Genomic DNA, 21,093 nt, shown 5'->3' with positions numbered 1-21,093 from the left:
TAAATTCCTTACACTAAGCCGACGGCGCTCAGGCCGAGATCAATGATCTTGATGCCGATGAACGGGGCGATGATCCCGCCCAAGCCGTAAATCAGGGCGTGGCGTGTCAGCATGTTGGAGGCAGATTCAGCCCGGTATTTGACACCTTTCAGCGCCAGCGGGATGAGAGCGACGATGATCAGGGCGTTGAAAATCACGGCGGCAAGAATAGCGCTCAACGGCGACGACAATCCCATAACATTAAGCACGCCAAGCGCCGGATAGGTGGTGGCAAAAGCCGCCGGAATAATGGCAAAATATTTGGCGAGGTCATTGGAAATGCTGAACGTCGTTAGGGCCCCGCGTGTCATCAAAAGCTGTTTGCCGATCTCGACAATCTCGATCAGCTTGGTCGGATCGCTGTCCAGATCAACCATATTGCCGGCTTCCTTGGCGGCCTGGGTGCCTGAGTTCATGGCCACGGCCACGTCTGATTGGGCCAAAGCCGGGGCGTCATTGGTGCCGTCACCGACCATAGCCACCATTTCCCCGCCTTCCTGCATCTTGCGGATATATTTCAGTTTTGTCTCCGGTGTGGCTTCGGCAACGAAATCATCGACCCCGGCCTCACTGGCAATAGCGGCGGCGGTCAAGGGATTATCGCCGGTAATCATCACCGACTTGATGCCCATCTTACGCAGTTCCGCCAGCCGGACCTTGATGTCGGGTTTAACGATGTCCTTGAGGTAGATAACGCCCAAAACCTTGGGGCCTTCGGCGACCAGCAGCGGGGTGCCGCCCTTGCGGGCAATGTCCTCGACCGCCGCATTGACGCCGGACGGCACCTGTCCGCCTTTGAGGGCGACCAGTTTGGCAATGGCGTCACCGGCGCCCTTCATGATGTGGCGTTCATTGATGATGACACCCGAGGCGCGGTGCTCCGCTGAAAACGGAATGAAGGTGGCTTTGATATCGGCAGCGGCACGGGCGACAATGTCAAACTGCGCACGGGCAAGCGTGACCACTGATCGGCCTTCAGGGGTCTCATCGGCCAGTGAGGACAGCTCAGCCGCTTCGGCCAGTTGGCGGGCGGTGACATTGGAGGCCGGGATGAACTCAACCGCCTGACGGTTGCCAAAGGTGATAGTGCCGGTTTTATCAAGCAGCAGGACGTTGATGTCGCCGGCGGCTTCGACGGCGCGGCCGGACGTTGCGATAACATTGGCCTTGATCAGGCGCTGCATGCCCGAAATACCGATGGCCGACAATAGCCCGCCGATAGTGGTAGGGATCAGGCAGACCAGAAGCGCAATCAGGACGACAATCGAAATCACCGTGCCGGAACCTGCCCGCTCGACACTGAACAGCGAGAACGGGAGCAGGGTGGCACACGCCAGCAGGAACACCAGGGTCAGGGCCGCCAGTAGGATCGACAGGGCGATCTCATTGGGCGTTTTCTGGCGCTTGGCCGATTCGACCAAGCCGATCATCTTATCCAGAAAGCTCTCGCCCGGATCAGCCGTGACGCGCACGATGATCCAGTCGCTGAGCACCCGCGTGCCGCCGGTGACGGCATCGCGGTCGCCGCCGGATTCGCGGATGACGGGGGCGGATTCGCCGGTGATGGCGCTTTCATCGACCGAGGCTATGCCCTCAACCACCTCGCCGTCGGCGGGGACGACATCGCCCGCTTCGATGATGATCAGGTCGCCTTTGCGAAGGGTGTTTGCGGCAACGACGGTTTGCTTTTTGGATTTGTCGAGCTTCTTGGCCGAGACATCGCGACGGGCTTTTTTGAGACTGTCGGCCTGCGCCTTGCCGCGCCCTTCGGCGATCGCTTCGGCAAAATTCGCAAACAGCACGGTGAACCATAGCCAGAAACAGATCAGGCCGACGAACCAGACTGGCTGGCCACCGCTGATGAGCGTGTCCGGATCGGCAAACATGACCACAAGGATCGCGGTGGTGACGACCGACCCGACCCAGACCAGGAACATGACCGGATTGCGGATCTGATAGCGCGGATCGAGCCGCTTAAAGGCCGCCAGCACGGCGCCCATCATATCGAGTTTATAGGGTTGAGATGATATTGTCATGAGAATTTCTCTTTCCTCCTCCCCTGCGAAGCGGGGGAGGTGTCGCAACTTGTTTTGCGACGGAGGGGGCGTTTTGTGGTCGGGTTGCCCCCTCCGTCAGCTTCGCGAAAGCTCGCTGCCACCTCCCCCGCTACGCAGGGGAGGAGAGTGAATTTAGCCTTTGAGCATGGTTAATGTTCTATGACCGGCCCAAGGGCGAGCGCCGGGGCATAGGTCAGCACACCAACGAGGACGATGACCCCGATCAGGATGGCGACGAGCAGAGGGGTGTGGGTGGGCAAGGTTCCTGTGGAGACAGGCACGGTCTGCTTGGCGGCCAGCGATCCGGCAATGGCCAGAACGGGCAGCAGCACAAAGAAGCGGCCAAACAACATGCACAACCCCAGCAAGGAATTGTAGAACGGGTTGTTCGCGCCCAGGCCCGCAAAGGCCGATCCGTTATTGTTGGCGGCTGAGGTAAAGGCATAGAGTACCTCAGAAAAGCCCTGCGCACCGGGGTTATAGATTCCGGCCTGACCGAGTGGTGACAGCACCGCCACAGCCGTGCAGATCAGCACCAGCGCACAGGGCAGGAGCACGGCGATCGAGGCCATCTTGATCTCATAGCCGCCGATCTTTTTGCCGAGATATTCGGGGGTACGTCCAACCATCAGGCCTGCGATAAACACGGTGAGGATGACAAACACCAACATGCCGTAAAGCCCTGAGCCCGCGCCGCCATAGATGACTTCGCCGAACTGCATCAGCACCATCGGGATCATGCCGCCCAGTGGTGTAAAGCTGTCGTGCATGGCATTGACCGAACCGTTGGAGGCGGCGGTGGTGGCGGTCGCCCACAGGGCGGAATTGGTGATACCAAAGCGGGTTTCTTTTCCCTCCATGTTTCCGCCGCCAGCGTCAGCGCCCGCCGTGATCAGATGCGGATTGCCGGACTGTTCAAGCGCGATACAGGCGACCGTCATGGGCACAAACACCAGCGTCATGGCCGCAAAGATGGCCACGCCCTGACGGTTGTCGCCGACCATCTTACCAAAGGTGAAACACAGCGCTGCCGGGATCAGCAGGATCGAGATCAGTTCCACAAAATTGCTGAAGGGTGTCGGGTTTTCAAACGGGTGGGACGAGTTGGTGTTGAAGAAACCGCCGCCATTGGTGCCCAGCATCTTGATGGCTTCCTGGGACGCCACCGGGCCAAGCGCCAGAGTCTGCTGACCGCCTTCCAGCGTTTGGGCGGTGACATAGGCGCTGAAGGTCTGAATAACCCCTTGCGAGCCTAGAATGACGGCTACAATCAGCGCCAGCGGCAGCAGGATATAGAGATTGATCCGCACCAGATCGGTCCAGAAATTGCCGAGCTTATTGGTGCTTTGCCGAGACAGGCTGCGCATCAATACGGCCAGCACGGCTATACCCACGGCGGCCGAGACAAAGTTCTGTACCGTCAGCCCGACCATCTGGCTGAAATAGCTAAGCGTGGTCTCGCCGCCGTAAGATTGCCAGTTGGTATTGGTCACAAAACTGACCGCCGTATTGAACGCCAGATCAGGTGTCAGACCGGACAGACCTTGCGGATTGAGCGGCAGAAACCCTTGCGCCAGCAACAACGTAAACAGCAGCAAGAATCCACCGAGCGAAAAGGTAATGACCGCGGTCGCGTACTGTTTCCAGGTCATGTCTTCATTCGGACGTGACTGGCTAAGGTTCAAAAACGCGCGCTCGACAGGGGCAAGCACAGGCGACAAAACCGTCCGCTCACCTGACAGGACGCGGGCGATATACCCGCCGAGCGGCACCGCCAGCGCCGTGAGCACACACATATAAAAGCCAAGCTGCAACCAGCCGCTTGGCGTGACACCGAGCATCATGTCGGTTTCTCCGGATAAGCGCATTCCAAAAAGTGCCAAGGAAGTTTCAAGGCGGTTTTTTGGATATAAATGCGCGTTAAAATAATTAAGTTGTTAGGGAAAAAGCTCAGGCTTGATCAGGGCAACGATCAGATAGCCCGCCAAAGCGACGGTCACTAAGCCTGCGGCAATATAGAGCGCGATCATGATCCGCCCTCACGCAAGTCTTCGGCGAAACCGACAAAAGCCAGGCACAGGCCGAAAAAGCCTGCCCCGGCCAGGCAATAGACGATGGCCATATAAAAAGCCCTCCGTTCACGTTTAAGGTGAGAGGGCTTTAGGCTGATCGGCATATAGGCGGTGTATGATTGCGGAGGTGGGCTATATATTTTTTATATAGGGCGTCTGAGTGTTCTTAGACGCTAAGACATGGACTTACGGACGCTCATGGTAATCGAAAAATGCGAAATCGGCAGGCAGAACCGTGCCGGACATATCCTGACAGGCCATGCCGACAAATGCGCCGGTGAAATTGGGCAGGCCCGGTGCCGTAGCCTCATCCGACAAAATGCTGGCGTCGAACACCGCTTCGATCCATGTCCATTCGCCATCACTGGCCAGCCTGAAGGCAAAGCGCAGATGCTCATAGGTGACCTCGACCCGTAAGGCGATTGGGCCTGACCCGATCGGTATCGGTGCGGTGAAGGCATCACTCACAGGCGCATCGGGCAGGGCCGACATCACACGGATATGGCGGCCCACCGTGTCATCGTGCGAGACATGAAGGTAGTGGAATTTGCTGCTATTGTAATAGCACACCAGCCCGGCGGCCTGTTGATAATGGGCCGGTTCAAACGCCATCTCGGTTTCAGCGGTATAGCTAAAGGCCTGCTGACGGCGGGCGATGAGCGATTGCTCATAAAGGCTTCCGATAGATTCGCGGCCATAGAGTCTGAGGTGACCGGGCCGTTCGGTCAGGCTGAACAGGCGCTGGGGTTCGGGCGTGCGCAGCCACTGAAACTCAATGGGCAGAACGGGCGTGTCGAATGTGGTTCTGACCGGGGGCGTGGGGGCGGTCTGTAAGGGTTCGGGGCTGTCACATTCCAAAAGCGGCAAGCCATCGCCCGCGACCGTCTCCAGCCAGTCGTCTTCGGTCCAGCGTATCGGCTGAATGGCGGTTTCACGCCCCATAACGCACCGCCCGCGGTTGGGCAGCGGGCGGCCGCACAGATAGACCATCATCGGCGTACCATCGCGGGCTTCCACCCAATCGGCATGTCCGGCCCGTTGCAGCGGGCTGTCGTGGCGGCCCCGGCTGGTTAAAATATGGCGCTTGGGGTGCAACTCATATGGCGCCATCAGGGATTTGGAGCGCGCCAGGGTTACGGCGTGGTTCCAGCCGGTGCCACCTTCGGCGGTCAGCAGATAATACCAGCCGTTGCGCTTATAGACATGGGGGCCTTCGGTGAAGCCGAGCGAGGTGCCCTCGAAAATGAGCCTGCGTTCCCCGATCAAGGCCTGCTCAGCGGGCGAATATTCCTGAATGACAATCCCGGCAAAGCGATTGCGTCCGGGCCGGTGGTCCCACAGCATGTTGGTCAGGTATTTGCGACCATCGTCATCGTGAAACAGTGACGGATCAAACCCACCGCTATTCAAGAAAACCGGATCTGACCAGTCGCCGTCAATGGTCGGGCAGGTCACCAGATAGTTATGGAAATCCCGCAGTGACGCCCCGCTGGCACCGCCGACCGTGGTGCGGCCATAGCGTTTGACATCGGTATAGATCAGGTAAAACAATCCGTCTGCATAGGTCAGGCACGGCGCCCACACGCCGCAGCTATCGGGAGCCCCGCGCATATCAAGCTGGGCGGCACGATTAAGCGGCCGCGCGATCAGCCGCCAGTTGACCAGATCGCGCGAATGGTGGATCTGAACGCCCGGATACCATTCAAAGGTCGAGGTGGCGATGTAGTAGTCATCGCCGACACGGACGATAGACGGATCGGGGTTAAAACCGGGCAGGATCGGGTTGCGGATCATGGCTTGACCTCCGCTTCAGGTGCTGGTGCTTTGACCAGAGTCCACAAAACGGCGGCGGCAATCAGATCAAGTACGCCCAGCACAATAAAGAACGGCTCATATCCGACGGTGGTGACCAGCGCCCCAATGGCCAATGAGAACAGCAGAACCCCCAGATTGGCAAAGGTGCCCGCCATGCCGGTGACCGTGCCGACTTCGTGTTTGCGAAACAGATCGGTCGACATGGTGATCACGGTCACCGACAGGGTTTGGTGCGCAAACGCCCCCAGGCACAGAAGCCCGATGGCCACATAAGGACTATCGACCATGCCGACAAAGATCATGCTGGTCATAAGTACCGCCCCCAGCGTAAAGGTCCAGCGGCGGGCATTAATCAGGGAGATGCCGCGCTTTTGCAGCCACAACACTACCGCAGGCCCGAACAGGCAGCCGATGTCGGCGGCGACGAACGGCAGCCACGCAAACAGCGCGATCTGGGTCAGGTCGAACCCGCGCGACGTGGCCAGATATAACGGCATCCAGAAGGTCAGCGTGCCCTAGGTCGGATCGGCCAGAAAGCGCGGCAGGGCAATGCCCCAGAAATTGCGCTGCCGCAGGATTTTCATAGGCGAGGGCTTTTCGGCGGTGCCTTCCAGAAAGCTTTCCTGACCTTCCTTGATGTAGGTTTTTTCCGCCTCAGACAGAGCTTTGTGCTTTTCCGGCGATTGATAACAGAAGATCCACAAAACCACCCAAATCAATGCGAACACGCCGGTGATCACAAAGGCCATGCGCCAGTTGTAATAAAGGATGGCCCACACCACTAGGGGCGGGGCCAGCATCGACCCGAATGACGCACCGATATTGTAGATGCCGCCGGCCAGACCGCGTTCTTTGGCCGGAAACCATTCGGCAACAACCTTAAGACCGCCGGGGTGGGCGATGCCTTCGGCAAACCCTAAAAGACCGCGCAGGGCTGCCAGACCTTGCCAGCTATTGGCCAGTCCGTGGGCCATGGTGATCAGGCCCCAGGCGGTGGCGAAGATGGCAAAGCCCCATTTCAGCTTGATGATATCCAGAAAATATCCCGCGATGGGCTGCATCATGATGCCAAGCTGAAACAGGCCGGTAATGTAGCTGTACTGCTGCGGCGTGAGGTTAAGTTCGGTCGTCAGCGTGGGGGCCGCGACGCTTAAGGTGCTGCGCGTCAGATAATTTATGATCGTTCCGAGCATCACCAGCCCGATGATCCACCAGCGCAAGGCCCGTATAGGTTTTGCGAACATAAGCCAACCTCTCCCTGTTTTATATTTTTGAGAGAGGTTGGCACGTTATAGCTGATAGCGCTACCAGAAATTTCCGTTCAGATTTCGGGCGGAATTTCGCCCGATTTGTATGATGACTTTATTTGGAAATATATCCAAAAGGATACGCCATGGCTGTCGCGTCATCATTAGTTTTAGCGGTTAACCGCTTTGGTCTGGGCCTGTCTGCAGGCGGTAGGGGGCTGACCGGCGACGCGCGGGAAGCGCTGAAAGCGGAGATGGTATCGCCTGACTCACTGGCGGATTTGCCAGCGACACCGGCCCTTATGCAGCAACTGGAGGTCTATCAGGCCTCAAGGCGTGATAATCGCAAAGCGACCGCCATACCCGAAATGGCGGAAGGTATGGCCTCTGAAAAACCAGAGATGATGGCGGCGGGCAAAGGCAAAAAGCAGGCCCGTCAGATGGACGACACGCCCGATAATCCCCGTCGTCGGGTTTTCATTGATGAGTTGTCTGCCCGCTATGACGGCAGCCTGCGGACACCGGTGATCGGGTTCAATGAGCGGCTGGTGATGTTTTGGGCCAATCATTTCGCGGTCGCTGTCAACCGGTCTTTGCCAGTCGGGGTACTGGCGGGCGCCTATGAGCGTGAGGCGATCCGGCCCCACATATTCGGCTCATTTACCGACCTTTTGATTGCGGCTGAAAGCCATCCTGCCATGCTGATGTATCTGGATAATCACCAATCGATCGGCCCAAATTCTCGCGCCAACCGCAAAGGCCAGCGGGGCCTGAATGAAAATCTGGCGCGCGAAATTCTTGAGTTGCATACGCTGGGGGTGAACGGCGGCTACGCTCAGGCTGATGTCACCAGCTTTGCCAAGGTCATCACCGGCTGGGGCATTGACCGCAAGGCCGGTGATTTCGGCTTTAATGCCAATCAGCATGAACCGGGGCCGCAGACGGTGCTGGGAAAAACCTATGCGCAGGCGGGGCAGGATCAGGGGTTGGCGGTGTTGAAAGACCTGAGCCGTCATCCGGCGACCGCCAACCATATTGCCTATAAGCTGGCGCGTCATTTCGTGGCCGATGTGCCGCCACAGTCTCTAGTTGAGAAGCTGAGCCAGAGCTTTACCCGCAGCGACGGCGATCTGAAAACGGTCTATGAGACCCTGATTGATGCACCCGAAAGCTGGAGCGCGCAACCGGCCAAGATACGCTCCCCGCAGGAGCATCTGATTGCCATGATCCGCGCCAGTGACACCAAAATGAAACCGGCTATGATCGCGACCACGCTCAAGGCTATGGGCCAGCCACTGTGGGAGCCGCCGGGCCCGAATGGCTTTGCCGACACGGCCGATGTCTGGGCCTCGCCCGAAGGCCTGAGCACGCGTCTTGAGGTCGCCAACAGTCTGTCGATACGGGCGGCGGAGCGGCTCGATGCCCGCGAATTAAGTGAAAGCCTGTTTGGTCCGTCGTTGAGTGAGGCGACACGCACCGCCATTGCCCGCGCCGAAAGCCGTGCGCAAGGCTTAGCCATTCTGTTCATGTCCCCCGAATTTATGAGGCGCTAAAAATGACTATTCATCGCCGTAATTTACTGGGCCTGATGGGGGCGAGTGCCGCCTTTGGTGGCTTTGGGCTGGCCCATGCGGCCACAGGCCGAGATCCGCGATTTGTCACCATTATCCTGCGCGGGGCGCTGGATGGCTTGAGCGCCGTGCCGCCGGTCGGTGATCCGGATTTTGAGCGGGTGCGCGGGGAACTGGCGGCTGTTAAGGCCGATGCGCTGCCGCTCAATGACCTGTTCGCGCTTAATCCGGCCATGCCGCAGTTTGCGCGGTTATATAAGGCCGGGCAAGGGGCGGTCGTTCATGCGGTCGCCTCGCCTTTCCGCGAACGATCCCATTTCGATGGCCAGGACGTTTTGGAGTCCGGTCATGAAAAGACTGGCTTTACCCGCTCCGGCTGGATGAACCGGCTGTTGACTGTAATGCCCAAGGGGCAGGGCGCGCCAATCCGGGGCTTGGGCGTGGGCGCTACGACACCACTGGTTATGCGCGGGGAAGCCGAAGTGCTGGGTTGGGCGCCGTCTAGCCTGTCGCCGGTCGATCCGGATTTGCCAGCGCGGCTGATGGCGCTTTATGAACAGTCCGATCCCTTATTATACAGGGTGCTGACCGAAGGGGTGGAGACCGGTAAAATCGCCGCCAACATGACCCAAACCAATGCGCGCGGCGGCTCGGCTGATCCGGCCATGATGGTGCAGATGGCGCAAGGGGCTGCCAACCTTATGGCGCAGCCCGAAGGCCCGCGTCTGGCGGCCTTGGCGTTTGACGGTTGGGATACCCATGCACAGGAAACCCAGAGACTGACGCGTCTTATGGGCGGGCTGGATCAGGCGATTGCGGCCTTTGAGACGACGCTGGGGCCTGCGTGGCAGGATACGACCGTACTGGTGGTTACGGAATTTGGCCGCACCGTCAATCCCAACGGCACCAAGGGGACGGATCACGGCACCGGTACAGTGGCGTTTCTGGCCGGTGGTGCGGTCAAGGGCGGTCGGGTCATTGGTGATTGGCCGGGATTGAAAGGCGGACAGCTTTTTGAAAACCGCGATCTGATGCCGACAACCGATCTGCGGGCCGTCATTAAGGGCATTGCGGCGGATCAGTTTGGGGTATCGGCTTCGTCTTTGTCAGGTACGGTGTTTCCAGGGTCTGAGCGGGTAGCGCCGATCAAGGGGCTGATCGCCTAAATCCGGAATACCGATTTGGGGATATGGGTGATGCGGCAGGCCAGATCGGTCTCACCCGAAGCCACGATATAATAATCGCCGCCATCAACTATGCCGGTCGTAAAAACCACGTCGTTCAGGTACATTTTATCCTGAAGGGGGGCTGTCAGGTCGGGATTAGCCTCCAGCAACGGCTGTGGAGAGGTATGGATCACGCGGCTGGGGTCGTCCTTATCCAGTAGTGACCAATAGGTACGGTAGATGCCGACGACCACTTTGGGCTCGACCCCATGCCACAGGCTCAGCCAGCCATCGGGCGTCAGGATCGGTGGTGTGCCGCCGCCCATGCGGGCCGTGGCTGCCATGCCCTTCTTTGGACGCAGGCCGGCGCGCGTGCAGGGCTTCCAGTAGAGCGCGTCTTTTGAGGTCGCCAGATTAATTGACGGACCGGCATGCCAGGGACTGTCTGGCGGATAGGCGAAATAGACATCCCCCAACGGGCGGGTTTGGGCCCAATATTCATCTGTGATCAGGCCTTCAAAGATCAGCATGTCCTTATTCTGGTGATCCAGAACCATGTCGGCAAAGCGCCAGTCCAGACCGTTCTGAGACCTGTAAAGCACGGTCGCGTGACGCTCCGGACTGATCGAGCAGGTGGTCATCAGCCACTCACCATTCACCTTACTGATGCGCGGGTCTTCTATGCCATAACACTGAAAGCTGGCGGTGGGCGTGATCGCTTTATCGTAGTGGATGCTGATAATCTCCAGTCCGTCAGGCCTCAACTCCACGGGCAAAAGCCACGACAGTGAGGTCAGGGCGATGACCTTCCATGAGGCGTCCGCAACCTTAAAGACGCGTGGGTCGGTGGTGTCGACCCAATCCAGCGGCCACGGATCAAGGACGTAACCTGATTGAGCATCCCACCTGATGGCGTGGATATGGCCGTTCGTTATTGGCGTTTTCAAAGCCTCAGCGACGCGCACCATCATCAGCAGATTGCCGCTTTCCAGCCGTGTCAGGCCGGGATTGAAAGCCCCCAGCACAAAGGTCTCCGCCCCAAGCCCAGCCCCAAGCCCCGCCCCAAGCCCTGCCAAAGGCGATCGCGACAGGTCTATATCGCCGGGCGTCAGGATCAGGCAGTCTACGGCGTAGGTCATGCTTTGTGGTTTGAGGGCGTTAATGGGTTGGCTCAGTGACGCTCAGCGGTTTCATGACTCGGCGCCGTCCGGCCGACGGGCGGTTATAGGCCTCAATTTCCTGACGCAGATAGGTTTCAAGCTCCGCATCGTTCTGGCTGGCGGCCTGAATGATGTAGATGATCTTTTCGCGGGTATCGCTGTGGGGGCGTTTACCCGTCGAAAAGGCGTGCAGTACCGCGTCAAGATACTGATTGAGCAGGCGATGATCGGGGACTATCGCGGTGGTCATGGTCTCCTCCTTATGATTGTGGGGTCACTTACTGTCCGGCAAAGGACATAAGAGAGCAATTGGCAAGTTAACCATTGGGCGCATTTCGCTCATAAGGCGAGCGTTTTGGAGGGCTGCTCGCGGTAAGTTTACCGGGGGTGAATGGTAAATTCGCGCGCCAGGGGATATGTTTCGGTGAGAACCTGACCGGGACATCGGGAGACATTGCATGATCGAGATGTATGGCCTTTATCGCGGGCGTGGCCTTAACCGCGAAGAACTGGTGATTTACGGCAATGGCGACGTGGATTTTGTCACCACGCGAAAATCCTACGAAGCGGCAGGGTTCACCCCGCGCTATGAAGACCTGCCGTGGAAAGAGTCGCTTGAGGAACTGATGCCGGGTTGAAACCCTGTCCGCAGGACGGCTATGAGCAGATATACATTGCTCAGGAGTGACTCGTGGCTGTGAAAATCTATGGCATCAAGAATTGCGACACTATGGCCAAGGCCCGCCACTGGCTGGAGGCGCGTGGTGTTGAGGCTGTGTTCCATGACTATAAGGCATTGAGCATCGGGCAGGATGTTCTCGAAGGTTGGGCTGATCGCATCGGCTGGCAAAAGTTGATCAATACCTCCGGCACGACGTTTCGGAAACTGCCGGACGAAGATCGCGCTGATCTGGATGAGGCCAAGGCGTTGCGGCTAATGCAAGCGCAACCGTCGATGATCCGGCGGCCCATACTCGATACCGGGGATCAACTGATTGCCGGGTTCAAGCCGGATATTTACGAGAACGTCTTCAAGTAACCCAAAGCTCGCCACACCGGCGGGCTTTTTTCTGTTTTGAGGTGAACATTACAAATGCGTTATGTATCGATAGGTATCTTGCAGTGAATGGTAGCTTGCTATAGATAGGTAATCAGCCGGTGAGATTGATCACCGCAGCCCGAGCGCTTCGGCGGAAGGATGGGAAAATGCCTGAACCTATTGATATACAACTTAAAAAGGGCGTGCTGGGCCTGTGTGTCCTGGCCGTGCTCGCCCGCCGCGAAAACTATGCCTATGAGATCGCCAGCCTGTTGTCAGGCGCGATCGGCATGGGCGAAGGGACGATCTACCCCCTGATGCGGCGCATGCAGACGGACGGTCTGGTGGAAACCTATCTGGTCGAATCCTCATCCGGTCCGTCACGTAAATACTATCGTCTGACCCCGGCGGGTCATAAGGCGCTTAAGGCACAAAGCAACGAATGGCGCGGGTTTGCCCGCGCGGTTGACGCCCTGCTTGAGCCCCTAGCTGAGCCCGCTGAACCGCAACCCGTAAACGAGGCCTGATCCATGACCCGTACTGAATTTCTCACTAAACTTAAGGCCGGTCTGTCTGACCTTCCGGCCAGCGCCATTGCCGATATTGTGGCCGATTACGAAACCCACTTTGCTGATGGGGCTGCCGCAGGCCGTACCGAAGCCGAAGTGGCTCAGGCTTTGGGTGATCCGGAGCGTCTGGCCCGCGAACTGCGCACCGAGGCCGGCATGAAGCGCTGGGAAGACTCCAAAACGCCGTCGTCAGCGGTGACCGCCGTCTTTGCGGTTATTGGTCTGGGGGCGCTCGATATTCTGGTGCTATTGCCGATTGTTATGGCTATTGCCGGAACCCTCGTCGGGTTCTTTTTCGGAGCCGTTGGCGCTTTCATTGGTGGCGGCGCACTGTTTGCCGCCGGGCCGTTCATGGGCTTGCCGGGCGGGGCCGCGGCCTCATTGTTGGGCGGGCTTGGCCTGATGGCTGCGTCCGTGACGGTCGCCGCTTTGACGGCTGCCGTGACCATCTGGTTCGTAAATGGCATCGTCTGGTATGCGCGCCTGCACTACCGCCTCCTGAAACCCGCCCTGAATGTTCAGTCGGCCTGATCTGGCCCCTCTGAAGGAGATTTATCATGATACGCAAACTCTTTATCGTCGCGGGTGCGGGCCTTGTCCTGTCGGTGGTCAGCTTAGGCATCACTGCCGCCCTGTTCAGCCGCGACATGGCCGCAGACGGATGGAACTGGGCACGGTTCGAAGACGGCGACCACAGCATCGTCGTCCGCAGCACCACTAAGGCCACGGAAACCACAACTCGCGCCCTGACCTGGACGGGTGGTGACCGGCTTGACATCAACATACCGGCGGATGTGATCTATACGCAGGGGCCAGTGGCATCCGTGAAAATCACCGGTGACAAGACTATGGTCGATCAGGTGGTGCTCGATGGTGGCCGCCTGACGATAAAAGATGGCGCTGACAATGAAAAGCACATCAATTTCAATTGGAACGGCGGTAAGTTCCGGCCCAACAGCGGTCACCTTACGGTCGAAATCACGGCCCCTTCGGTCACCAGCTTTGGGATTTCCGGCATTGGCGATCTTGAGGTGATCAATTACGACCAGCCAAAGCTTGATCTGGATATCTCCGGGGCCGGTCAGGCGGAGGTTGCGGGGCGCACTCAGGCGCTGAATGTCGACATTTCCGGCATGGGCGATGCCGAGCTTGAGAACCTGCAAACCGTCGATGCCAATATCGATGTCAGCGGGGCCGGTGATGCCACGATTGCCGCCACTGGCAAAGTCAACGTGTCGGTTTCAGGAACCGGAAATGTCGACCTGAAAGGCAAGCCTGCGAGTGTGAGTACGGATATATCCGGCCTCGGCAGCGTCGATCAGGAGTAGATCCATACTTTCAGGCCCGACTTGCTTTGACGGCAGGGCGGGCCTGAAGCTTAAACGGCATTGTGATCTTGAGGCGTCATATTGTTTATTGGTGCTGACATCGGAACAACGGTCTCGCCAATCGCTACCGTGCCTGCCATGATCACCCGTGCCGTAATGCCGCCGTGGCCGCGCACCGCGTTATAGCCGCCGGGCCCAAAGGTCTCTTCCATGCGCGAGCAGGGATGGCAGTCGCCGGTCATTTTGAGGGTGGCGCTTCCCAGCCGGAATTCACGATCCTTGAGCGCCAGCAGGTTCAGGCCCGACACGACAATATTACGGCGCAGGTCTTCGGGCGTGACCTGATCGCGGCCCAGAAAGCAGGCGATGGCCATCAGATGCTCGCTCTGGATCAGGGTCACATGGCGGTTGCCGGTGGTTTTACTCATGTAGCGATCACCGACAATGCCGTCCTGTGAGTTTAATTCGATCCTGTCAGGTGTCAGCATAGCCGCGCGGCGGGCCGGACGGATGCCAATCCATTCGACACGGCCAGCTCGCACCGGGGACAGCATCAGTTGCGCCAGAGGGGATGCCGGATTAAGCGCCATTCAGGCCGTCAACTCCGCATTAATGGCGGTTTGCAACCGTTTGTCATCGGTGGTGACGTCCGGCGAAAAGCGGCCCTTGACCTGACCATCGCGGCCGATCAGGAACTTCTCGAAATTCCACAACACTTCGCCGGGCGCAGGCGAGGCCAGACCATAGGATTGCAGCTTGGCCTTCATGATCTCATCGCCGGTGGTTACGGGGGCGGCTGCGGTCAAAGCGGCATACAGTGGATGCTGATCCGCACCCTTGACGCTCAGTTTGGCAAACATCGGAAAGGTGACGTCATAGCTCAGCGAACAGAAATTGGCGATCTCATCCTCACTGCCGGGTTCCTGGCCCATGAAGTTGTTGGCGGGAAAGCCCAGCACGACCAGCCCATCATCCTTGCGGGCACGGTACAGCGCCTCCAGCCCCTCATATTGCGGGGTCAGGCCGCATTTAGACGCGACATTGACCAGCAGGACAACCTTACCCGCATAGTCGCTAAGCGTGGCAGGCGCACCCTCAATGGTGGTGAGCGGAATATTGGCAATGTCGGTCATACGCGTCCTTACAATTTATCAAATACCGACCCCATGCGCGGGCTGAACAGGCGCTCATAGGTCTTCATGAGGTGGCCATCGGTCATGCCTGAAATGTGGTCGCATATGATGCGTTTGTCACCCCCTGATGCCGCAAATTTCTCATAAGCATCAGTGGGTAAAAAGGCTTTTGGATCACTCTCGAAAGTTTCAAACACGGCCACGACCATGTTCTGGCCCTTGAACTCAAGGTGCTGAACCTGCGGGCTTTTGATGACCTTATCGAACACAATATCCTTCAGGGCCTTAAGGAAATGATGGTGCGCCCCGGTCATGCCCGCACGGTAACGCAACAGCGGTTCGTCAAACAGGCCGTTATCTTCTAAGCGGACATTGGCCATAAGGAACCGCACCAGAATATTGATGAACATCTTGCGGGTGTTGGAATCCGAAAATAAGCTACGGACAAAGTGCTCATAGACATCGTTACCGCACTTATCCGGGTATTTTTCGTTAAGGTAATTCAGGAAGACCGCGCAGTCGGGCTCTAACACCGCGCGCCTGAAATCGCCCTCCCGGATTAGTCCCAAAGCGATAGCATCTTCGAAATCATGGACGCCGTAGGCGATGTCGTCGGCAATATCCATGATCGAACAATCGAGCGATTTGTGGCGCGTTCTGGCGTGCTTTCCGTCTTTTTTATCAATGGCTTGAAATCGATTGCGATCGGCAATTGATAGCGGCGACAGCGCCCATTCAACGACTTGTGTTTCGCAATCTAAATAGGATTTTGGCGGCTCAGACGCATGGCGATCAATAATGCGGATGGCTGATGGGCCGTCCTGAATCGTCGGGACAATTTCAGGGCTGCGGGCGGCACTATAGGCCACCGGATATTTTAAAACGCCCAACAGAGACCGCCGCGTCAGATTGGCGCCATTGGCTTTGGAGAAATTCTCCAGTTTGGTCAGGATGCGCAAAGTCTGGCCATTGCCTTCAAAGCCGCCGTCGTTGCGCATACAATAATTCAGCGCGGTTTCCCCACCATGCCCGAATGGCGGGTGGCCGAGGTCATGAGCAAAGCCCAAGGTCTGCACCAGACTGATCGGCGGTAGATGCGGGCAGGCGGGGTGGTCTTTGGCGAAGGTCTGAAACTGCCGCACCAGCCCGCCGGCGATTTGCGCCACCTCCAGCGAATGGGTCAGGCGGGTGCGGTAAAAATCACTGTCGCCCAGGTTCAGGATCTGGGTCTTGCCCTGCAACCGGCGGAACGACGCCGAATGGATGATGCGGGCATAATCGACATCAAAGGGCGAACGGGCGTCATCGTCGGCTTTACGTTCCGGTTTCTGCCGCGCTTCCCATACATCGTTCATATCAATCTCCGTACCCTGCAGACTTAAAACGATTCCCGGCTTGAACGGAAATGGCTATGGGTTATGACAGGCCCATGTCCTTACCGCTGATTATATATAGCGATGATTATCTAATTGTCGTCGACAAACCCGCAGGCCTGCTCAGTGTGCCGGGACGGGGTGAGGCCAATCAGGACTGTGTGGCGGTGCGCGTGCAGGCGGCGTTTCCTGATGCGCTGATCGTACACCGGCTCGATATGGCGACCTCCGGCCTTATGGTGATGGCGCGCGGCAAAGCGGCCCACCGCAGCCTGTCGATGGCCTTTGAGGCGCGCCAGGTTGATAAACACTATGTGGCGGTGGTGGCCGGACAGGTGGCGGCCGATGAGGGCGCGGTTGATCTGCCGCTGATCACCGACTGGCCTAACCGCCCGCGCCAGAGGGTTGACCATGATATCGGTAAGCCCAGCCTGACGCGCTACCGCGTGCTTGAGCGCCTTAGCGACCGGACGCGGGTGGAGTTGGAGCCGGTCACCGGCAGGTCACATCAGTTGCGGGTGCATATGATGGCGATTGGTCATCCCATTGTCGGTGATGAGTTTTATGCTTCCGATGAGGTGCGTAGGCTTAGCCCGCGTATGCTGCTGCACGCGCAATCCCTGCGCCTGCCGCACCCGCAGACGCAACAGCCTGTGGATTATGTCTCTGAGGTCAAGTTTTAGGACGCGGTTACCCTTAAACCCCGCTCAGGTCGTGCCTATATGACATCTGTAACCCCAACAATAAGGACATGACCCATGAGCACCGCCAAAGGCTATGCCGCCCTTGCGCCTAAAGCCCCATTGCAAGCATTTTCGTTCGAGCGCCGCGAACCGAATGATGACGATGTGGTCATCGATATCCAGTTCTGCGGCGTTTGCCATTCCGATATCCACCAGGTCCGCGACGAATGGTTCCCCGGCATCTACCCGCAGGTGCCCGGTCATGAAATCGTCGGTGTTGTCACCAAGGTCGGTGCCAAAGTCAGTAAATTCAAAGAAGGCGACCGGGTTGGTGTTGGCTGTTTTGTCGATTCCTGCCGCCACTGCCAGCGCGATGTGGATGCTGAGCAATATCTGCCCGGCCTGACCCAGACCTATAACGACCGTGACGCCGACGGCCAGCCGACCTACGGCGGCTATTCCGACCACATTGTCGTCAAGGAAGGCTATGTCCTGTCGGTGCCGGACAATCTGCCGCTCGATGGGGCCGCGCCTCTGTTGTGCGCAGGTATCACCCTGTGGTCGCCACTCAAGCACTGGAACGCCGGGCCGGGCAAGAAGGTCGCCATTATCGGCTTGGGCGGTCTTGGCCATATGGGCGTGAAACTGGCCCATGCGCTGGGGGCAGAGGTTACCGTGCTTAGCCAATCTATGGCCAAGAAGGACGATGCCCTGCGTCTGGGGGCTGATCATTATTATCCGACCAATGATCCGAAAACCTTTGAGGCTCTGGCCGGGTCGTTCGACCTAATCATCAACACGGTGTCGGCCCCGATCGACTGGAACGCTTATCTTGGTCTCGTCAAGGTCGACGGCACCATGGTGCTTGTGGGGGTGCCGGATAACCCCGTACCGGTCAGCGCTTTCGCTCTAATCGCCGGTCGTAAGTCACTGGCCGGTTCGATGATCGGCTCGATCAAGGAAACTCAGGAAATGCTCGATTTCTGTGGTGAGCACAACATCGTCTCAGATATCGAAGTTATCGACATCAAAGACATCAATGCCGCCTATGAACGGGTGATCAAATCCGATGTTCGCTATCGCTTTGTCATCGATATGGCGACGTTGAAAGGTTAAGGCTTTGGTCTTGACCTTATGATGAGAGTCACGGCTTGCTGACGCTCTATTTGCGGAGGTGGCCGTGGCCGATATCGCCCTTGATGAGCAATGGAAATCTGCCCTCGAAGGGGAGTTTTCAGCATCCTATATGCAGGCGCTGAAAACCTTTCTGACGGCGGAGAAGTCGGCGGGTAAACGCATATTCCCCAAGGGTTCGGAATATTTCGCAGCCCTTAACCTGACGCCGCTCGACAGCGTCAAAGTGGTGATTTTGGGACAAGACCCCTATCACGGCGAAGGTCAGGCGCATGGTCTGTCGTTTTCGGTGCGTCCGGGTGTGAAAACGCCGCCGTCACTGGCCAATATCTATAAGGAATTACAGGCCGATCTCGGCATCCCGCCCGCCCGTCATGGCTTTCTGGAGCACTGGGCCAAGCAGGGCGTGCTGCTGCTGAATGCGGTGCTGACGGTCGAGATGGCGCAGGCGGCCTCCCATCAGGGTAAGGGCTGGGAGCGCTTTACAGATGCCGTCATTCGCGCGGTTAATGATCTGCCGCATCCGGTGGTGTTCATTCTGTGGGGGGCATATGCGCAGAAAAAAGCGGCGTTTGTGAACGCCGATAAGCATCTGGTGATCAAATCGGCCCACCCTTCGCCGCTATCGGCCCATAACGGATTTCTGGGATCTAAGCCGTTTTCAAAAACGAATGAATTTCTTAAGTCAAAAAGCCAAAAACCTATCGACTGGCAATTGCCTTAATCTTCTCCTCCCCCGTTTACGGGGGGGGTGCGTTAGCAAAAGACGGAGGGGGGATTCCGTGGGCCGTTTCACCCTCTCTTTCATTTGACTTGTCAAATGAAAGCTCCCCCTGTTGCAGGGGGAGTTCTAAGGATTACAATGCGTTTGCAGCTGATAGTATCGCCTTGACCGACGCGGTAGCCGTATCGGAATCAATGCCCACGCCGAACACCTTCCGGTCATCGGGGGTTTTGCATTCGACATAGGCGACGGCCTTAGCGTCCGTGCCTTTGTAAAGCGCGTGTTCGTGGAAATCGACGACTTCCAACCCTAAGCCATAGCTGTCGTTAAGCGCATTGACCGCCGACGAAATCAAACCATTGCCGCGACCATTGACGGGCACTTCGACCCCGTCATGGCGGATGCGACCGGCAAACAAACGCTCGCCACCGGTGCGCAAAATACCGGAATCAGCGTATTCTAGCAGTTCATATTTTTGCTCACCGTTCAGGTGATAGGCACCTTCAAATGCATGCCAGATGTCTTCGGCGTGCATTTCCTTACCCGTTGCGTCGGCGATTTCCTGAACCTTGCGCGAAAAATCGACCTGAAACCGGCGCGGCAGTTTCAAGCCCTTATCCTGCTCCAGTATCCAGGCGATGCCGCCCTTGCCTGACTGGGAGTTGACACGGATGACGGCTTCATAGCTTTCGCCTAGATCGGCCGGATCAATCGGCAGATAGGGCATTTCCCAAATGCCGTCATTGCGCTCTTCATGGGCGGCAAAGCCTTTGCGGATGGCGTCCTGATGAGAGCCCGAAAAGGCAGTGAACACCAGTTCACCGGCGTAGGGGTGGCGCGGATGGACGGGCAGGGCGTTGCAGTATTCGACCGTGCGTACGACTGAGCGCATGTCAGAGAAATCAAGGTTTGGGGTGATGCCCTGCGTATAAAGATTGAGCGCCAAGGTCACCAGATCGACATTGCCGGTACGCTCGCCATTACCGAACAGACAGCCTTCGATCCGGTCAGCCCCCGCCAGCAGCGACAGTTCAGCCGCCGCAATGCCGGTGCCGCGGTCATTGTGCGGATGGATCGAAATGATCGCGGCATCCCGGCGCGACAGCTTACGGCAGAAATACTCGATCTGATCGGCATAGAGGTTGGGCATGGAGACCTCAACCGTCGCCGGCAAGTTCAGGATAACCGGATTTTCCGGTGTCGCCCCAAACACGTCCATGACGCGCTCACAGACCTCAACCGCGAAATCGAGTTCCGTTGCCGAAAACGTCTCCGGCGAATATTCGAACATCCACTTGGTGTCGGGTTGCTTGGCGGCCTCGGCCATAATGGCGGTGGCACCCTTGATGGCCAAAGCGATCACATCGGCCTTTTCCAGACCGAACACGACCCTGCGGAACAAGGGCGAGGTGGCGTTATAGAGGTGAACGATCGCCTGCCTGGCGCCTTTCAGCGACTCAAAGGTGCGCGCAATCAGGTCTTCGCGCGATTGCACCAGCACCTGAACGGCGACATCATCAGGGATATGGCCGCCTTCGATCAGTTTACGCACAAAATCGAACTCGATCTGCGACGCCGACGGAAAGCCGACCTCGACTTCTTTCAGGCCGACTTCCATCAGCTTGTTCCAGAAGCGCATCTTTTTTTCGACGTCCATCGGATCGGCCAGCGCCTGATTGCCGTCGCGCAGATCGGTTGACAGCCAGCGCGGAGCGGTCGTGATGGATTTTGACGGCCATGTCCGGTCGGACATATCGACGCCCAGGTCAAACGGGCGGTATTTATCGGCAGGATTTTTTAACATCATAGGGGTGGTACACCACAAAATACGGATAGATCAAAACATGTGACTACGGCGATATGCTCAAGCCGTCGGGTCGCCGTCAGTCCCGACAGCGGCCCATAAGTCGCTTAATGAGCGCCGCCTGTGCGCAGGCACCGGCAATATTCTCACATGTCTTAGACGTTTGATCCGTCGCCATA

The 21,093-nt window shown here is 57.8% G+C and carries 20 protein-coding genes and 1 pseudogene; 10 read left to right on the top strand and 11 right to left on the bottom strand.

The window, feature by feature from the left end; translation table 11 throughout:
- Positions 1–8 precede the first annotated feature (8 nt).
- The 5 genes and pseudogenes from kdpB to OVA03_RS04415 all read right to left on the bottom strand — a co-directional run bounded on the left by kdpB (position 9) and on the right by OVA03_RS04415 (position 7,227).
- Entirely contained in the window at positions 9–2,075 is a 2,067-nt protein-coding gene (kdpB, locus tag OVA03_RS04435) for a potassium-transporting ATPase subunit KdpB (protein WP_267526965.1), read from the bottom strand.
- A 170-nt stretch (positions 2,076–2,245) separates the two neighbouring features.
- Complete coding sequence (gene kdpA / locus OVA03_RS04430) at positions 2,246–3,940, bottom strand: potassium-transporting ATPase subunit KdpA (protein WP_267526964.1); 1,695 nt, start codon at positions 3,938–3,940, stop codon at positions 2,246–2,248.
- Between the two features lie 93 nt (positions 3,941–4,033).
- Positions 4,034–4,126, bottom strand: coding sequence for a K(+)-transporting ATPase subunit F (gene kdpF, locus OVA03_RS04425; RefSeq protein ID WP_189486589.1), 93 nt, complete (start codon positions 4,124–4,126; stop codon positions 4,034–4,036).
- 228 nt (positions 4,127–4,354) lie between these two features.
- On the bottom strand, positions 4,355–5,962 hold the full coding sequence (locus OVA03_RS04420) for a glycoside hydrolase family 43 protein (RefSeq protein WP_267526963.1): 1,608 nt from the start codon (positions 5,960–5,962) through the stop codon (positions 4,355–4,357).
- A pseudogene (locus tag OVA03_RS04415) lies at positions 5,959–7,227 on the bottom strand (MFS transporter). The gene OVA03_RS04420 and the pseudogene OVA03_RS04415 overlap by 4 nt, the downstream one beginning before the upstream one ends.
- A 149-nt stretch (positions 7,228–7,376) precedes the next feature.
- Here OVA03_RS04415 and OVA03_RS04410 point away from each other — a divergent pair.
- Positions 7,377–8,783, top strand: a complete 1,407-nt coding sequence (locus OVA03_RS04410; RefSeq protein ID WP_267526962.1) for a DUF1800 domain-containing protein — start codon at positions 7,377–7,379, stop codon at positions 8,781–8,783.
- A 2-nt stretch (positions 8,784–8,785) separates the two neighbouring features.
- The gene (locus tag OVA03_RS04405; protein WP_267526961.1) at positions 8,786–9,967 is read left to right on the top strand and encodes a DUF1501 domain-containing protein; all 1,182 of its coding nucleotides are present in this window, start codon (positions 8,786–8,788) and stop codon (positions 9,965–9,967) included.
- On the opposite strand, the gene OVA03_RS04400 is transcribed toward OVA03_RS04405, so the two are convergent.
- Positions 9,964–11,106: a glycosidase gene (locus OVA03_RS04400; RefSeq protein WP_267526960.1), complete on the bottom strand. Its 1,143-nt coding sequence runs from the start codon at positions 11,104–11,106 to the stop codon at positions 9,964–9,966. The genes OVA03_RS04405 and OVA03_RS04400 overlap by 4 nt on opposite strands.
- Positions 11,107–11,125: 19 nt before the next feature.
- A complete protein-coding gene (locus OVA03_RS04395; protein WP_267526959.1) occupies positions 11,126–11,377 on the bottom strand; it encodes a hypothetical protein in 252 nt (83 codons plus the stop codon).
- A gap of 208 nt (positions 11,378–11,585) precedes the next feature.
- On the opposite strand from OVA03_RS04395, the gene OVA03_RS04390 reads away from it, so the two are divergent.
- The 5 genes from OVA03_RS04390 (at position 11,586) to OVA03_RS04370 (ending at position 14,063) form a co-directional block, all read left to right on the top strand.
- Entirely contained in the window at positions 11,586–11,765 is a 180-nt protein-coding gene (locus OVA03_RS04390) for a hypothetical protein (RefSeq protein ID WP_267526958.1), read from the top strand.
- Positions 11,766–11,818: 53 nt separating this feature from the next.
- On the top strand, positions 11,819–12,166 hold the full coding sequence (locus OVA03_RS04385) for an ArsC family reductase (RefSeq protein ID WP_267526957.1): 348 nt from the start codon (positions 11,819–11,821) through the stop codon (positions 12,164–12,166).
- A gap of 167 nt (positions 12,167–12,333) precedes the next feature.
- The gene (locus OVA03_RS04380) at positions 12,334–12,693 is read left to right on the top strand and encodes a PadR family transcriptional regulator (protein WP_267526956.1); all 360 of its coding nucleotides are present in this window, start codon (positions 12,334–12,336) and stop codon (positions 12,691–12,693) included.
- A 3-nt stretch (positions 12,694–12,696) separates the two neighbouring features.
- A complete protein-coding gene (locus OVA03_RS04375; protein WP_189486608.1) occupies positions 12,697–13,266 on the top strand; it encodes a DUF1700 domain-containing protein in 570 nt (189 codons plus the stop codon).
- A 26-nt stretch (positions 13,267–13,292) separates the two neighbouring features.
- Positions 13,293–14,063, top strand: coding sequence for a GIN domain-containing protein (locus OVA03_RS04370; protein WP_267526955.1), 771 nt, complete (start codon positions 13,293–13,295; stop codon positions 14,061–14,063).
- Positions 14,064–14,113: 50 nt separating this feature from the next.
- Here OVA03_RS04370 and OVA03_RS04365 read toward each other — a convergent pair whose 3' ends face one another.
- The 3 genes from OVA03_RS04365 to OVA03_RS04355 are packed head-to-tail and all read right to left on the bottom strand — an operon-like array spanning position 14,114 to position 16,551.
- The gene (locus OVA03_RS04365) at positions 14,114–14,653 is read right to left on the bottom strand and encodes an MOSC domain-containing protein (RefSeq protein WP_267526954.1); all 540 of its coding nucleotides are present in this window, start codon (positions 14,651–14,653) and stop codon (positions 14,114–14,116) included.
- Positions 14,654–15,196, bottom strand: coding sequence for a glutathione peroxidase (locus OVA03_RS04360; protein ID WP_267526953.1), 543 nt, complete (start codon positions 15,194–15,196; stop codon positions 14,654–14,656).
- Between the two features lie 8 nt (positions 15,197–15,204).
- Positions 15,205–16,551 (bottom strand): anti-phage deoxyguanosine triphosphatase, encoded by a 1,347-nt coding sequence (locus OVA03_RS04355; RefSeq protein WP_267526952.1) that lies wholly within the window; start codon positions 16,549–16,551, stop codon positions 15,205–15,207.
- A 74-nt stretch (positions 16,552–16,625) separates the two neighbouring features.
- Here OVA03_RS04355 and OVA03_RS04350 point away from each other — a divergent pair, with 74 nt between their 5' ends.
- The 3 genes from OVA03_RS04350 to ung all read left to right on the top strand — a co-directional run bounded on the left by OVA03_RS04350 (position 16,626) and on the right by ung (position 19,110).
- Positions 16,626–17,252: an RluA family pseudouridine synthase gene (locus tag OVA03_RS04350; RefSeq protein ID WP_267526951.1), complete on the top strand. Its 627-nt coding sequence runs from the start codon at positions 16,626–16,628 to the stop codon at positions 17,250–17,252.
- A gap of 75 nt (positions 17,253–17,327) precedes the next feature.
- Positions 17,328–18,368, top strand: coding sequence for an NAD(P)-dependent alcohol dehydrogenase (locus tag OVA03_RS04345; protein ID WP_267526950.1), 1,041 nt, complete (start codon positions 17,328–17,330; stop codon positions 18,366–18,368).
- 64 nt (positions 18,369–18,432) lie between these two features.
- Positions 18,433–19,110 carry a uracil-DNA glycosylase gene (gene ung / locus OVA03_RS04340; RefSeq protein ID WP_267526949.1) on the top strand — a complete coding sequence of 226 codons (678 nt, stop codon included), beginning with the start codon at positions 18,433–18,435 and terminating at the stop codon, positions 19,108–19,110.
- Positions 19,111–19,243: 133 nt separating this feature from the next.
- Here ung and leuA read toward each other — a convergent pair whose 3' ends face one another.
- Positions 19,244–20,917, bottom strand: a complete 1,674-nt coding sequence (gene leuA, locus OVA03_RS04335; RefSeq protein ID WP_267526948.1) for a 2-isopropylmalate synthase — start codon at positions 20,915–20,917, stop codon at positions 19,244–19,246.
- Between the last annotated feature and the right edge of the window lie 176 nt (positions 20,918–21,093).

It is taken from the genome of Asticcacaulis sp. SL142, assembly GCF_026625745.1.
GTDB lineage: Bacteria > Pseudomonadota > Alphaproteobacteria > Caulobacterales > Caulobacteraceae > Asticcacaulis.
Note: the sequence above shows the minus strand (reverse complement) of the source record. Positions and strands in the feature narration are given on the sequence as shown.